Annotated in this window: 15 protein-coding genes; 7 read left to right on the top strand and 8 right to left on the bottom strand. The window is 66.8% G+C overall.

Annotated features, from left to right (window positions below):
- Positions 1-3: 3 nt before the first annotated feature.
- Genes ACFSCW_RS16425 through nusB form a run of 4 tightly spaced genes read left to right on the top strand, consistent with a single transcriptional unit; the run spans position 4 to position 2,658 of the window.
- Positions 4-234 (top strand): hypothetical protein, encoded by a 231-nt coding sequence (locus tag ACFSCW_RS16425; RefSeq protein ID WP_380891445.1) that lies wholly within the window; start codon positions 4-6, stop codon positions 232-234.
- Between the two features lie 38 nt (positions 235-272).
- Positions 273-923 (top strand): ATP phosphoribosyltransferase, encoded by a 651-nt coding sequence (hisG, locus tag ACFSCW_RS16420; RefSeq protein WP_380891443.1) that lies wholly within the window; start codon positions 273-275, stop codon positions 921-923.
- Positions 920-2,209, top strand: a complete 1,290-nt coding sequence (gene hisD / locus ACFSCW_RS16415; protein ID WP_380891440.1) for a histidinol dehydrogenase — start codon at positions 920-922, stop codon at positions 2,207-2,209. The genes hisG and hisD overlap by 4 nt, the downstream gene beginning before the upstream one ends.
- Positions 2,206-2,658, top strand: a complete 453-nt coding sequence (gene nusB / locus ACFSCW_RS16410) for a transcription antitermination factor NusB (RefSeq protein ID WP_380891437.1) — start codon at positions 2,206-2,208, stop codon at positions 2,656-2,658. Before hisD ends, nusB begins: the two co-directional genes overlap by 4 nt.
- 33 nt (positions 2,659-2,691) lie before the next feature.
- Here nusB and pgmG read toward each other — a convergent pair whose 3' ends face one another.
- The 3 genes from pgmG to ACFSCW_RS16395 form a co-directional block, all read right to left on the bottom strand.
- Positions 2,692-4,080 (bottom strand): phosphoglucomutase/phosphomannomutase PgmG, encoded by a 1,389-nt coding sequence (pgmG, locus tag ACFSCW_RS16405; RefSeq protein WP_380891435.1) that lies wholly within the window; start codon positions 4,078-4,080, stop codon positions 2,692-2,694.
- 127 nt (positions 4,081-4,207) lie between these two features.
- Positions 4,208-4,483, bottom strand: coding sequence for a J domain-containing protein (locus ACFSCW_RS16400; RefSeq protein ID WP_380891432.1), 276 nt, complete (start codon positions 4,481-4,483; stop codon positions 4,208-4,210).
- Positions 4,483-5,271 carry a division plane positioning ATPase MipZ gene (locus tag ACFSCW_RS16395; RefSeq protein WP_380891430.1) on the bottom strand — a complete coding sequence of 263 codons (789 nt, stop codon included), beginning with the start codon at positions 5,269-5,271 and terminating at the stop codon, positions 4,483-4,485. The genes ACFSCW_RS16400 and ACFSCW_RS16395 overlap by 1 nt, the downstream gene beginning before the upstream one ends.
- Positions 5,272-5,355: 84 nt before the next feature.
- Between ACFSCW_RS16395 and panC the strand changes: the two genes are divergently transcribed.
- Together panC and ACFSCW_RS16385 are read left to right on the top strand one after the other, a co-directional pair.
- Positions 5,356-6,201, top strand: coding sequence for a pantoate--beta-alanine ligase (gene panC / locus ACFSCW_RS16390; protein WP_380891428.1), 846 nt, complete (start codon positions 5,356-5,358; stop codon positions 6,199-6,201).
- Between the two features lie 79 nt (positions 6,202-6,280).
- On the top strand, positions 6,281-6,577 hold the full coding sequence (locus ACFSCW_RS16385) for a hypothetical protein (RefSeq protein WP_380891425.1): 297 nt from the start codon (positions 6,281-6,283) through the stop codon (positions 6,575-6,577).
- A gap of 94 nt (positions 6,578-6,671) precedes the next feature.
- On the opposite strand, the gene ACFSCW_RS16380 is transcribed toward ACFSCW_RS16385, so the two are convergent.
- The 3 genes from ACFSCW_RS16380 to ACFSCW_RS16370 all read right to left on the bottom strand — a co-directional run bounded on the left by ACFSCW_RS16380 (position 6,672) and on the right by ACFSCW_RS16370 (position 8,173).
- The gene (locus ACFSCW_RS16380; protein WP_380891423.1) at positions 6,672-7,541 is read right to left on the bottom strand and encodes a hypothetical protein; all 870 of its coding nucleotides are present in this window, start codon (positions 7,539-7,541) and stop codon (positions 6,672-6,674) included.
- Positions 7,542-7,729: 188 nt separating this feature from the next.
- A complete protein-coding gene (locus tag ACFSCW_RS16375) occupies positions 7,730-8,032 on the bottom strand; it encodes a hypothetical protein (RefSeq protein ID WP_380891420.1) in 303 nt (100 codons plus the stop codon).
- A 15-nt stretch (positions 8,033-8,047) separates the two neighbouring features.
- On the bottom strand, positions 8,048-8,173 hold the full coding sequence (locus tag ACFSCW_RS16370; RefSeq protein ID WP_380891418.1) for a hypothetical protein: 126 nt from the start codon (positions 8,171-8,173) through the stop codon (positions 8,048-8,050).
- A 142-nt stretch (positions 8,174-8,315) separates the two neighbouring features.
- Between ACFSCW_RS16370 and ACFSCW_RS16365 the strand changes: the two genes are divergently transcribed.
- A complete protein-coding gene (locus ACFSCW_RS16365) occupies positions 8,316-9,182 on the top strand; it encodes a LysR family transcriptional regulator (RefSeq protein ID WP_380891416.1) in 867 nt (288 codons plus the stop codon).
- A 218-nt stretch (positions 9,183-9,400) separates the two neighbouring features.
- Here ACFSCW_RS16365 and ligD read toward each other — a convergent pair whose 3' ends face one another.
- Together ligD and ku are read right to left on the bottom strand one after the other, a co-directional pair.
- Entirely contained in the window at positions 9,401-11,938 is a 2,538-nt protein-coding gene (gene ligD, locus ACFSCW_RS16360) for a DNA ligase D (RefSeq protein WP_380891414.1), read from the bottom strand.
- Positions 11,939-11,947: 9 nt separating this feature from the next.
- Complete coding sequence (gene ku / locus ACFSCW_RS16355; RefSeq protein ID WP_380891412.1) at positions 11,948-12,844, bottom strand: non-homologous end joining protein Ku; 897 nt, start codon at positions 12,842-12,844, stop codon at positions 11,948-11,950.
- Positions 12,845-12,861 lie beyond the last annotated feature (17 nt).

Raw genomic sequence — 12,861 nt, 5'->3', positions numbered from 1 at the left:
GCGATGGGCCCGTTCATTTACGTAATGGCGATCATGGGTTGCGGCGACGGCGGCTATCAATGCACCGAAGCGCGGCTCGTGCAGACCCGATACGAGACGCTTGGCGCCTGCCAGCAAGCGGCCCAGGCCCAGCTCATCGCGAACGGCGACCTCGATTATCCTGAAATCATGGCCAATTGCCGCTCCATCACCAGCCAGATGGCGATGGCAGATACGAAGCCCGCCAAGCGGTAGTTGCTCCTCTCGGGCGGCGACACTAAAGCCGCCCGGCCATGGCCGATCCCGTTATCATCGCGGTGCCGAAGGGGCGCATCCTCGAGGAAGCGCTGCCCTTGCTCGCGCGCGCCGGAATCGAGCCGGAGCCGGCCTTTGCCGACGAGGGCAGCCGGGCGCTCCGCTTTGCGACCAATCGCCCCGACATTTCGCTGATCCGCGTGCGCGCGTTCGACGTCGCGACCTTCGTCGCCCACGGCGCCGCCCAGCTCGGCATCGTCGGCTCCGACGTGCTGGAAGAGTTCGACTATTCGGAGCTGTACGCGCCGGTCGATCTCGGCATCGGCCATTGCCGGATTTCGGTTGCCGAGCCGGCCGAGCTCGCCGCCTCGGATGATCCGCGCGAATGGAGCCATGTCCGCGTCGCAACTAAATATCCCGGCCTGACCCGGCGGCACTTCGAAGCGCGCGGCGTGCAGGCCGAATGCGTGAAGCTCAATGGCGCGATGGAGCTGGCGCCGACGCTGGGCCTTGCCAGCCGCATCGTCGATCTCGTGTCGTCGGGGCGCACGCTCAAGGAAAACGGGCTGGTCGAGGTCGAGGTGATCGCCGAGGTCAGCGCGCGCCTGATCGTCAACCGCGCCGCCTTCAAGATGCGCTCCGCCCAGATCGCGCCTTTGGTCGAGGCGTTCCGCGAGGCGGTACGGTGATTCGCCTTTCCGCTTCGGATGCCGATTTTGCCGCCCGTTTCGAAGCGCTGGTCAATGCGCGGCGCGAGGCCCACGCGGATGTGTCGCGCGACGTGACCGCGATCCTTGCCCGGGTGCGTACCGAAGGCGACGCGGCGCTCGCCGACTATACGCGCCGCTTCGACTGCCACGATCTCGATACGAATGGCTGGCGGATCGATCCGGCCGAGTGCCGTACCGCGCTGGATGCCCTTGATCCGGAGCTGCGCAAGGCGCTGCAACTCGCCGCCGACCGGATCACCGCCTATCACGAGAAACAGCGGCCCGAGGATCGCGACGAAACGGACGCCGTCGGCGTCCGCGGCGGCGCGCGCTGGAGCGCGGTCGAAGCGGCGGGCTTGTACGTGCCCGGCGGACGCGCCGCCTACCCCAGTTCCCTCCTGATGAACGCGATCCCCGCCAAGGTCGCCGGAGTCGGACGGCTGGCAATGGTGACGCCCACGCCTGACGGCGCGGTCAACCCACTGGTGCTGGCGGCGGCGGCGCTGGCCGGCGTCGACGAAATCTGGCGCGTCGGCGGCGCGCAGGCGATCGCGGCTTTGGCCTATGGCACCGATCGCATCGCGCCGGTCGACGTGATCGTCGGCCCCGGCAATGCCTGGGTGGCGGAGGCGAAGCGCCAGCTCTACGGCGTGGTCGGCATCGACATGGTGGCGGGCCCCTCCGAAATCCTGGTCGTCGCCGACGCGCAGAACGACCCGGAATGGATCGCCGCCGACCTGCTCAGCCAGGCCGAGCACGATCCGACCAGCCAGTCGATCCTGTTCACCGACGATGGCGGTTTCGCCGACGCGGTCGCCGCTGCCGTCGACCGACAGATCGCCACGCTCGCAACCGGGGCGACGGCGCGCACGAGCTGGGATGCGAACGGCGCGATCATCCTCGTGCCGCACCTGATCGACGCCGCGCCCTTGATCGACAGGCTCGCCCCCGAGCATCTCGAACTGGCAGTCGAAGACCCCGAGCCGCTGTTTCGCGCCGTGCGCCACGCCGGCTCGATCTTCCTCGGCCGCCACACGCCCGAAGCGATCGGCGATTATTTGGGGGGCCCGAACCATGTGCTGCCCACCGGCCGCCGCGCGCGCTTCTCCTCGGGCCTTTCGGTGCTCGATTTCATGAAGCGGACGAGCTTTCTGGGTTGCAACGCGGCTTCGCTCGCCACACTTGGGCCGGCAGCCATCGCCCTTGCCGATGCGGAAGGGCTCCCCGCCCACGCCCGATCGGTTGCGCTCAGACTAGGACAATGACCCAGACCGCCCGCTCAAAATCCCGCTCCGCCGCCCGCCTCGCGGCCGTGCAGGCGCTGTACCAGCAAGAGATGGAGAAGACCTCCGTCCCCGTGCTACTGCACGAATTCCACCATCACCGGCTCGGCGCCACGATTGAGGACGTCGAATATGCCGATGCCGAGGTCGAGTTCTTCGACGATCTCGTGAAGGGCGTCGACGCGCGACGCGTGGAAATCGACCGGCTGATTGCCGCCAAGCTCGCCCAGGGCTGGAGCCTCGAACGGCTCGACCGCCCAATGCGCCAGATCCTGCGCGCCGGCACCTACGAATTGCTCGCCCGCGTCGATGTGTCGGTCGCGAGCGTGATCAGCGAATATGTCGACGTCGCCCACGCCTTCTACGACAAACGCGAGACATCGTTCGTGAACGGCTTGCTGGACGCGGTCGCGAAGGAAGCGCGGAGCTAGGCTCCAGCCCTCCGCAAAGGGGAGAGGGTTAGTTCAATGCCCCGCCTGCGGCCCGCGCTCGATCCCTGCAAGCGCAAGCTGCTCGTCGATCTGCGCGACCAGGCGGTCCAACCCGGCCTGATCCTTTGCCTCGGCGCGCGCCACGAGCACGTCCTGCGTGTTCGACGCGCGCAGCAGCCACCAGCCGTCCGGCGTGTTCACCCGCGCCCCGTCGGTGCGGTTCACGTCCGCGCCCGCGGTCTCCAGCCGGTCGAGCACTTCCTCCACCACGGCGAACTTCCGGCTCTCGTCGACCTGAAAGCGCATCTCCGGCGTGTTGACGACCAGCGGCATCTCGGACTTCAGCTCGGTCAGCGATTTGCCCGACAGCCGCACCGCGCCCATCAGGCGCACCGCTGCATAGAGCGCGTCGTCGAAGCCGTAATAATCCTGCTTGAAGAAGATGTGGCCGCTCATCTCGCCGGCGAGCGGCGCGTGCACGTCCTTCATCTTGGATTTGATGTGGCTGTGGCCGGTCTTCCACATCAGCGGCTTGCCGCCCAGCTCCGCGATCCGGTCGTAGAGCGCCTGCGACGCCTTGACGTCACCGATGATCGTCGCGCCCGGCTCGACCTTCAGCACCGGCTCGGCGAGAATGCCGAGCAATTGGTCGCCCCAGATGATCCGGCCCTGCCCGTCGATCGCGCCGATACGGTCGCCGTCGCCGTCGAAGGCGATGCCGAAATCGAGCCCCTTTTCACGCACCACGGTGCGCAGGTCCTCAAGGTTCTTTTCCTCGGTCGGGTCCGGGTGGTGGTTGGGGAAGCGCGGGTCGACGTCCGTGAACAGCAGATGATGCTCGCCGGGCAGCAGCTTGACGAGCTTTTCCAGCGCCGGGCCGGCCGCGCCGTTGCCGGCGTCCCAGGCGATGCGGAACTCGCCGCCCTGATAGCCGGCGGTCAGCCGCTGCACATACTGGTCGAGAATGTCGAAATCGGTGACTTGCCCACGCTCTTCGGCTTCCTCCCAATCGCCTTCGGCGGCCAACTTCCCGATCTGCTGGATGTCGGGCCCGAAAAACGGCCGGTGCTGAAACACCATCTTGAAGCCGTTATAGCTCGGCGGATTGTGGCTGCCGGTGATCTGGATGCCGCCGTCCACTTCGAGCACGGCTTCGGCATAATAGAGCATCGGCGTTGGCCCGAGCCCCACACGCACCACGTCGCAGCCGCTCTGCGTCAGGCCCTCGACCAGCGCCTCGGCCAGCATCGGCGAGCTTTCGCGGCCGTCCCAGCCCACCGCCACCCGCGTGCCGCCGGCCCGGCGCAGCAAGGTGGCAAAACCACGGCCGATCGCGCGGGCGTCATCGGCACCGAGTGTTTCGCCGATCACGCCGCGAATGTCATACTCGCGCAGGGACGTGGGGTGGAAATTGTAGGTCATTTGTTCTCCGATGTTCGATCCCAAGCTCCGTTCGGGCTGAGCCTGTCGAAGCCCATTCCTTCTTCTTTCGGAGCCAGACAAGAAGGGAAGGGCTTCGACAAGCTCAGCCCGAACGGCGTTTCAGCGCTTAATGTTGTCGGTTTGCGTTCAGTTCCCTGAGCAGCACATCCCGCGCCAGGTTGGTGCGGCGGGCGAGCTCGGGCGTGCCGCCGGCATCGGGATGAACGCGTGCGATGATGCGGCGATGCGCGGCGCGAATCTCGTCGGCATCCGCACCGCTTCTGAGACCCAGCAGCGAGCGTGCCTCACCTAGCGGCATGGTCAGCGCGCGGCGCTGGCGATTGCCGCTCCACCAGGCGAAGGCGAAGCCGGCCAGCACGAGCAGCGCAAGCAGCTTGCCCATCAGGCGGCGGCCGCGTCGATCCGTTCAGGAAGCGCGAGGCCGGAGACCAGCTCGCGCAGCTCCTGCCGCGCCGCGACATGGCTGATGCCGATGTCCTGGATCTGGCCGATGTCCAGCATGGTCAGGCCGCTCGGGAACAGCTCGCGATAGATGACGCGCTCGCCAAGGCCCGGGATGAGGCGAAAGCCGACGCGCTTCGAAAGCTGCACCAGCGCCTCGCCGACGCGGCGCATGTTGCGCGCCTCAATATGCTGCATGCGGTTGCGGAGCACGACCCAGTCGATCGTCGCGCCGTCGGTCTTCGCCCGCGCCTTGCGCGCGTCCCAGATCAGCTCCGAATAAAAGCTCGGCCGGCTGACCTTGTAGTTTTCCGGGTCGACCTGCCCGATCAGGTCGAAGTCGACGAAGCTGTCGTTCATCGGCGTGACCAGCGTGTTGGCGCGGGTCGCGGCGCGCCGTGCGATCGGATCGTCGCGGCCCGGCGTGTCGATCACGACGAACTCGGCGCCTGCGGCTGCTTCCGCCAGCGCCGCGTCGAACCCTTCCTCGCTCGTTCCGTCGACGACGGAAAAGGCCGGCTGCGGCAGCTCGATGCCCCGTCGCTTCATCGTCGCCGCGCGGTTCTCGAGATAGCGCGCGAGCGTCTTCTGCCGGTGGTCGAGGTCCAGCGCAGCGACCGATCGCCCCTGCGCGGCAAGCGCGACCGCGACATGCACTGCCGTCGTCGACTTTCCCGTCCCGCCCTTTTCGTTTGCGAAAACAATGATGTGCGCGCCGTGAACGGCCATGCCGCTGCTGTCCTTACTCAGATTACTTGATCGGGGACGTTGGCTCCCCCTATTGGGCTCCGCTCATACCAGCCCAGAGTCACCGTGCAAACCATCCGTCAGCTCAAACCGCTTCGGAAAGCGATCGCCGCGCTCAAGGCGCAGGGCGGGAAGGTCGCGTTCGTGCCGACGATGGGCGCGCTTCACGCCGGTCACATGGCGCTGGTCGAGGAAGCAAAGCGGCGCGCCGAGCATGTCGTTGCCTCGATTTTCGTGAACCCGAAGCAATTCGGGCCGAACGAAGACCTGTCCGCCTATCCGCGCCGCGCTGCCAAGGATTCGGCGATGCTGAGCGAAGCCGGCGTGGCGGTGCTCTGGATGCCCGAGGTCGAGGTCATGTACCCGGCGGGCCACGCGACCAACGTCTCCGTTATCGGCGTCAGCGACGGCCTCGACGGCGCCGCGCGTCCGGGCCATTTCGACGGCGTCGCGACCGTGGTCGCCAAGCTGTTCAACCAGGTGCGCCCCGATATCGCGCTTTTCGGCGAAAAGGATTTCCAGCAACTCGCCGTCATCCGCCGCATGGTCGCCGATCTGGATTTCGGCATCGAGATCGTCGGCGTGCCGACCGAGCGCGAGGAAGACGGCCTCGCCCTCTCCTCCCGCAATGTCTATCTGACCGAAGAGGAACGGCTGCAGGCTCGCGCCCTGCCCCGCGCACTTGGCGCAGCCGCAACGGCGATCGAGGGAGGCGGCGATGTCGCCGACGCGCTCGCCAAGGCCGAAGCCTCGCTGCTCGAAAGCGGCTTCCAGTCGGTCGACTATGTCGCGCTCTGCGACGCGGCGACGCTGCAGCCGGTGACGGCGCTGACGCAGCCTTCTCGTTTGCTCGCCGCCGCCCGCATCGGCGCGGCGCGGCTGATCGACAATGTGCCGGTCATGCCTAAATAACGATTCTCAATTCGCGTTAACCATTCTTCAAAACCCTGGGCTCCAGTCTGCACCACGCAGCAGCAGGGGATTTGCTGATATGGGAAGCAGTTACAAAAGCGCCGCGTTCCTGATCGAGAGCCGATTGGCCGATGCCGCGCGCGGCGATGCGGACGCATGTTTCGATCTGGGCATCGCCTATTCGTCGGGCGCCGGCGGCCTCGAGATCGACATGATCGAGGCGCACAAATGGTTCAACCTGTCGGCCCTGTCGGGATCGTCGCGTGCAGCCGAGTGCCGCGCCGAGATCGCCGAAGACATGACAGCGCGCGAAATCGCCGAAGCGCAGCGCCAGGCGCGCGCGTGGCTGAACGCGACGCAGCGCCGCGCGGCTTAACCCACAAAAGAAAGGCGCGGCGGGGACGGACCTTTCCCCACCGCGCCAGCCTTGCTCCCCTCCCAGGACGTGTTCGGGATGACGCGTTAGCGCGTCACTTCACCCCTTCCCCTTCTTCAGTCTCCAGCGCGGCGAGCGCTTCGCGCAGCGCCTTGGCAGCGTCACGGACCGCCTTGACCCGATCGGGCGCTTGCGGCGCGGCCACGACCGGCTTGGGCACATCGGCAACGGCGAGCTGCACCGGCGCCGGCGCGGGTTCGTTCGCTTTTTCCGGCATCGCAACCGGCGGCGGCGGAGCCGCTTCAGTTAAACGACCCTGATTCGGATCGATCGCGCGGGCCGGACCTTCGGGCTCGATCGCGGCGAGATCCGACGATTCGTCGTCCGGACCCTGCGTCTCCACCTGCATTTGCGGGGGCACCGGCGCCGGCTGAACCACCGGCGGAGGCGGCGCAAACTCGGCGCGCCGCTCGGCATAGCGCGGCTCCGCGCCGCAGATCGCGACGTCGTTCTCGTCCGGCACCGACTGGATCATGTCCATCAGCCCGCGCTCGGAGACATAGCCCGCTTCGCGCAGCTCGGCCGCCGCATCGGCGCAGCGGTCGGGGGAATAATCGGCGTTCGAGAATTGATTGCCCAGCGCCGTTTCATAGTCCGTGTAGGCGGTGAGACCGCCCGACGGCCCATGCGTGCGGATGAAATGCTGACGCACGACGCTCTGGTTCTGCGCGATCAGGTCGCGATTGGCGCGGATGAATCGGTTGTAATCCTCGCCGATGCCGGGCTCCTGGTCCCGGCAGTTGAGCATCGAGACCAGCAACATGGTCTTGAAGCGCTGAACCTTCAGCGCATCCAGCTCGCTGCCCTGCCAGCAGTCTCCGTTGAACGACGACACGTTCGCGTGCAGCGGCGCTGACGCGCACGACAATAGGAGCGCTAACGCGCTGATATGGCGGCCAAACATGTGATATTCCCCTTCGCGACGGCGCTCGCCTACCGCTCTTACGGTCGAGGAGAGTCGCCGAAGGAGAAGGTATCACATGACCTTCAACCGGCAACGGTAAGCCGTTCAGAAAAGGGGGCAAAATGGGTTAGTTTCCGTTCAGGAACGACGAGTCGAGTTCCCAACGCGATATTATGACGTCGTAACGATCAGGCGGCGAGCGGCCAGTCGGGTTCCGCGTCCCGCGCTTCGAGCGTGAACAGCTCGAACGCCGCGCCTTCGTCGATCCAGAACTCGACGATTCCCCGGCGGATTTCCTCGGCATGGAAGCCGAGTTCGCAGGCCGTCTCGACGATCGCCTCGACCGACAGCGCGGTCGTGACCGGCAGCATCTGGACGCCGGCGAGGCGCGTCTTGAACGCCGCCGGCGTGAAGCTCACGCGCTCCAGCGTCAGCGCAGCCAGCGCGGTCTTGGCGCGCTCCGGATTATCGACGGCGATGCTCCGCACCATGATCCTGTTCCTTCGTCACGCGAGCTGCGCCAGCGCCACCCAGATAAAAGGCAGCGCCGCGAAGCTCAGGAATAGCCCGGTCAGCACGGCCAGGCTGTCGTCGCGGCGGCGAAGGGCCGGAGAAACAATCATCGTGTTCATGCTCCTCTCAAAGCCCGCCGCAGCCGAAACGGCTATGCTGTCCGGCACAGTCGCGGCCGGACGAGAGAGAAATACCGCCCGCGCCGCTGGACAGTCTATCGACGATGCTGCAGACCCGTTCTGCAGAATTGCAGAGGCGGCGATGCAGTGGGAATGGACCGATGCGCGCTACTTCCTCGCCGTGGCGCGGGACGGAGCAACGCTGCGCGCGGCCAACCGGCTCGGCGTCAACCAGACGACCTGCGCAAGGCGCATCGCCGCGCTTGAGGAGGCGCTGCAGCTCAAGCTCTTCACCCGCTCCGGCAGCGGCTATGAGCTGACCGACGCCGGCCGCGCGCTCGTCCCCGCGGCCGAAGCGCTGGAAGCGGCGGCCGACGGCTTCGCCGCGACGGCCGGCGCGACGTCGCGCGGCCTCAACCGCGCGCTGCGCCTCACCACCGCCGAAGCGTTCGAACGGCGGATCGCCGCGCCAGCGCTGGCCGCCGCACGCCGCCGCCTGCCGGGCCTGCGCTGCGAACTCGAAGTCACCACCGACAAGCGCGACTTGGTGCGCGGCGACGCCGACATTGCGATCCGCGGCGGGCCGCCCCCACAGGACGGCGGGCTCATCTGCCGCCGGCTCGGCGACATCGTCTGGGGCGTCTATCGCCATGTCAGCTACCCGCACCCGGTCTCGATGGACGCGATCGGCGACCATGCGTTCGCGAGCGTCGAGGGGCAGGCGCTGGCCGGGCTCAAGGCGCTGGTGCCGGAGGCGCGCGTGGTCCAGATCACCTCGACCCTGCAGGCCGTGATCGAAACGCTGCGCGCCGGCGACTGCATCGCGGGGCTGCCCACTTTCGTCGGCGACCACGAGGCCGATCTGGTCCGCTGCGGACTGGTCGACGAAGGCGAGACCGACTGGGCAATCTGGCTGCTTTATCCCGAACGGCTGCGCGGATCGCCGGAAGTGCGCGTCATGGCGGACTGCATCGTCGAGCAGATGGCCGCGACCAGGCAGGCGGCCTGAGCCTCCGTCCATCCCGAGCGAAGTCGAGGGACCCAGGCCGCGACCAGGCAGGCGGCCTGAGCCCTCGAATCGTCCATCCCGAGCGAAGTCGAGGGACCCACTGGACTTATCGAAGTGCGTGCCTCGACTTCCTTGCGGAGCAAGGAAGTTCATCCTGAGCGCCTGCCTTGGCAGGCAGTCGAAGGGCTCGGCATGGACGGCTTTGGGCCAGGCCCTACCTAAAAATCCGGCAGCACCTGTTCGGCGATCCCCCAGCCTTTCAGCGCGCGGGCGTTGGCGCGCTCGACCATCTCGGCACCGTCCAGCACCGTCCAGCGCGCGGCCGAATCTAGGTCATTCAGTTCGTCCCAGCTCACCGGCGCCGCGACCGGACCGTGCGGGCGGGCGCGCGCGGCGTAGGGCAGGATCGCCGTCGCGCCGCGCTGGTTGCGCAGATAGTCGACGAAGATGCGGCCGACGCGCTTCGCCTTCGACATGTTGGAGACGAACCGCTCCGGCTCCGACTGTTCCAGGGCGAGGGCGAAGCGGTGGGTGAAGTCCTTCACCTGCGGCCATTCCGCGCGGGGCGTGAGCGGCGCGATCACATGGACGCCCTTGCCGCCGGACAGCATCGCGAAGGTGACGAGCCCCAAGTCCCCCAGATAGCGCTTCAGGTCGAGCGCTGCCTTCTTGACCTGCTCGAAGTCGAGGCCTTCATCCGGATCGAGGTCGAACACCATCCGGTCGGGCTTTTCGACGTCGGGCACGCGGCTGCCCCAGCCGTGCACTTCGATCGTGCCCATCTGCACGCAGGTCAGCAGTCCTTCGGCGCTGTCGACGTACAGATAGTCCTCGGTCGATCCGTTCTTTTCACGGACAGGGACGTGGTGAACATGGGTGCCGAACGTGCCGGCGTCGTGCTTCTGGAAGAAGCATTTCTTGGCGCGCCCCTGCGGGCAGCGGACCAGGCTGATCGGGCGGTTGGCCAGCCACGGCATCATGATCCCCGCCACCTCGGCATAATAGGAAGCGAGCTGGCCCTTGGTGATGCCTGAATCGGGATAGATGACCCGGTCCGGATTGCTGATCTTGATGCCATAGTCGGGGGCGGCGGAGACCTTGGCGGGCTTTTCCGGCTTCACCTCCGCCGGCTTCTTGTCCTCGCGCAAGCCGATGAAGCTGCCGTGGCGGACGACATTGTCGGCCGTGAACTCGGTGAAGGCGATCTCCGCCACCAGCTCCGGCTTGACCCAGCGCGCGCCGCGCGTGGCCGCCCGCGGCGCCGCGACCGGCGGCTTGTCGGTGGCGAGCTTTTCGAGCTTCGCGCTGATCTCCTCGATCAGCCGGGCGTCGAAACCGGTGCCGACCTTGCCGGCATAGCGAAGCGTATCCCCTTCGTTCAGCCCGAGCAGCAGCGAGCGGAAGCCGCGGCCCCGCGCTTCGCTCGGCGTCCAGCCGACGATCACGAATTCCTGCCGGTGCAGGCATTTGATCTTCAGCCAGCTCTGCGTGCGCTTGTGCAGATAGGGGGCGTCGGCGCGCTTCGAGACGATGCCCTCGAAGCCTTCGCGGCACATCGCCTGGAACAGCTTCTCGCCCTGGCCGATCACATGCTCCGCGAAATGGATCGGCCCTTCGTCCGGCATGATCGTGCGCAGCAGCTCCTTGCGCTCCAGATTGGGAAGGCGCGTCAGATCCTCGCCGTCGAGCGAGAGCAGGTCGAAGGCGAAGAAGCTCAAATCCTTGCCGCCGCGCTTCAGCGCATCCTGCAGCGCGGAGAAATTGGGCTTGCCCGCCTGGTCGAGCGCCACCGCCTCGCCGTCGATGAGCGCGGAGCCCAAATCCAGCTTCGCCGCCGCCGCCACGATGCCCGGAAACTTGTCGGACCAGTCGAGCCCGGTGCGGGTGTAGGCCTTCGCCTGCCCGCCGCCGACCGCGAGCAGCAGCCGGTAGCCGTCATATTTCGCCTCGTGCAGCCAGGCGGAGCCGGTGGGGACGGTGTCGACGAGAGTCGCGAGTTGGGGCGCGACGAAGGCGGGCAATTCCAATCCTCCCCGAGCTTTGCTCGGGGAGGGGGACCGCGCGGAGCGCGGTGGAGGGGCGGAGCGGAGCGACGAAGCAGCCCTCCGCTTCGCTCCGGCCCCTCCACCATGCTGCGCATGGTCCCCCTCCCCTGACTGCGTCAGGGGAGGATCTTTTCCGGCCGCAATCTCTTCCATCGTGCGGCCGGTCGATACGCTGGTCAGGCATCGGTCGACCAGATCGCCCGCGCCGCCCGCAAACTCGTCGTCGAGCTTGCGGAGCAGCCAATTCTCCGCCCGATCCTTCGGCCGCGGTTTCAGCCGGATCAGCAGCCACTCGCCTTTCATCCGCTCGCCGAACAGCCGGAAATGGAGATGGCCTTTTTCCAGGTCCTTCTCGCTCTTGCCCTCGACCGGCTCCCAAGTGCCGCGGTCCCACAGCATCACCGTGCCGCCGCCATATTCGCCTTTCGGGATCGTGCCTTCGAAGGTGGCATAGGACAGCGGGTGATCCTCGGTCCTGACCGCCAGGCGCTTGTCCTCGGGATCGAGGCTCGGCCCCCGCGTCACCGCCCAGGATTTGAGCGTGCCGCCCATTTCCAACCGCAAGTCCCAGTGCAGCCGCGTCGCATCGTGCTTCTGCACCATGAATGTATGGCTTCCGGCCTTCGCAGCGGTCCCGGGCGGCTCGGCGGTCTTCGCGAAATCGCGCTTGGCGTTGTAGCGGGCGAGCGGGTCGGCGGTCCTGGTGGCCATGATCGCGCGTCAGCCCGCCGCCCGTTTCTTCGCTGGCGCCGCTTTCTTGGCTGGAGCGGCCTTGGCCACAGGCTTGCGCGCCGGTTTCTTCGGCTCCGCCTCCCCGCTCTGCGCGCCCGGCCGTTCCAGCGATTTTTTCAGCGCGGCCATCAGGTCGACGACATTGCCGCCGCGCTTCGGGCCTTCCTCTTCCGGCTCCGGCGCGACCTTGCCGCCCTTGGCCTTGCGCTTGCGCTCGATCAGACCCTTCAGCGCATCGACATAGCGGTCGTGGAATTGGTCGGGCTTGAACGGCGCCGCCTTCTTCTCGATCAGCGTCTCGGCGAGGTCGAGCAATTCCGCGTCGGGCTCGACATCGGGAATGTCGCGGAAATAGCTCTGCGCGCGGTTCACTTCGTCGGCGTACCGCAGGGTCTCCAGCACGATGCCGCGCCCGCACGGCTTCAGGCTGACGATATATTCGCGGCCGCGCAGCGCGAGCTGGCCGATCGCGACTTTCTTGGTTCGCCTGAGCGCCTCGCGCAGCACCACGAACGCTTCTTCCGCCAGGTCATCGGCCGGCACGACATAATAGGGCTTCTCGAAATACAGCACGTCGATCTCGTGCGCATCGACGAACTGGGTCAGCTCCAGCGTCTTCTTCGATTCGAGCTTCACCGACTCGATCTCATTATCCTCGAGCAGGACGTAATGTCCCTTCTCATACTCGAAGCCGCGCACGATCTCCTCGGGATCGACCGGGCCGATGCCGGGCGCGACCTTTTCGTACTTGATCCGCTTGCCGCTGGGCTCGTGGATCTGGTGGAACTGGATCTGCGGGCCGCTCTTCGTCGCGGAATAAATCTCCACCGGAATCGAGACGAGCGCGAGCCGGATTTGTCCCTGCCAATAGGCGCGTGCGGCCATGAGTCACCTTCGTTGCG

The sequence above is a fragment of the Sphingomonas tabacisoli genome (assembly GCF_042678385.1).
GTDB lineage: Bacteria > Pseudomonadota > Alphaproteobacteria > Sphingomonadales > Sphingomonadaceae > Sphingomonas_B > Sphingomonas_B tabacisoli.
The sequence above is the reverse complement of the archived record's forward strand: the minus strand, read 5'-3'. Positions and strand labels throughout refer to the sequence as shown.

Bases quoted from the DNA above. Each gene is read 5' to 3' on its own strand.
- ACFSCW_RS16400 (WP_380891432.1), bottom strand. From the start codon at position 4,483: ATGGGCAAGCTGCTTGCGCTGCTCGTGCTGGCCGGCTTCGCCTTCGCC.
- ACFSCW_RS16370 (WP_380891418.1), bottom strand. From the start codon at position 8,173: ATGAACACGATGATTGTTTCTCCGGCCCTTCGCCGCCGCGACGACAGC.
- ACFSCW_RS16425 (WP_380891445.1), top strand. From the start codon at position 4: ATGGGCCCGTTCATTTACGTAATGGCGATCATGGGTTGCGGCGACGGC.
- ACFSCW_RS16375 (WP_380891420.1), bottom strand. From the start codon at position 8,032: ATGGTGCGGAGCATCGCCGTCGATAATCCGGAGCGCGCCAAGACCGCG.
- ACFSCW_RS16365 (WP_380891416.1), top strand. From the start codon at position 8,316: ATGCAGTGGGAATGGACCGATGCGCGCTACTTCCTCGCCGTGGCGCGG.
- ACFSCW_RS16385 (WP_380891425.1), top strand. From the start codon at position 6,281: ATGGGAAGCAGTTACAAAAGCGCCGCGTTCCTGATCGAGAGCCGATTG.
- ACFSCW_RS16380 (WP_380891423.1), bottom strand. From the start codon at position 7,541: ATGTTTGGCCGCCATATCAGCGCGTTAGCGCTCCTATTGTCGTGCGCG.
- ACFSCW_RS16395 (WP_380891430.1), bottom strand. From the start codon at position 5,271: ATGGCCGTTCACGGCGCGCACATCATTGTTTTCGCAAACGAAAAGGGC.
- ku (WP_380891412.1), bottom strand. From the start codon at position 12,844: ATGGCCGCACGCGCCTATTGGCAGGGACAAATCCGGCTCGCGCTCGTC.
- ligD (WP_380891414.1), bottom strand. From the start codon at position 11,938: ATGGCCACCAGGACCGCCGACCCGCTCGCCCGCTACAACGCCAAGCGC.
- hisG (WP_380891443.1), top strand. From the start codon at position 273: ATGGCCGATCCCGTTATCATCGCGGTGCCGAAGGGGCGCATCCTCGAG.
- nusB (WP_380891437.1), top strand. From the start codon at position 2,206: ATGACCCAGACCGCCCGCTCAAAATCCCGCTCCGCCGCCCGCCTCGCG.
- pgmG (WP_380891435.1), bottom strand. From the start codon at position 4,080: ATGACCTACAATTTCCACCCCACGTCCCTGCGCGAGTATGACATTCGC.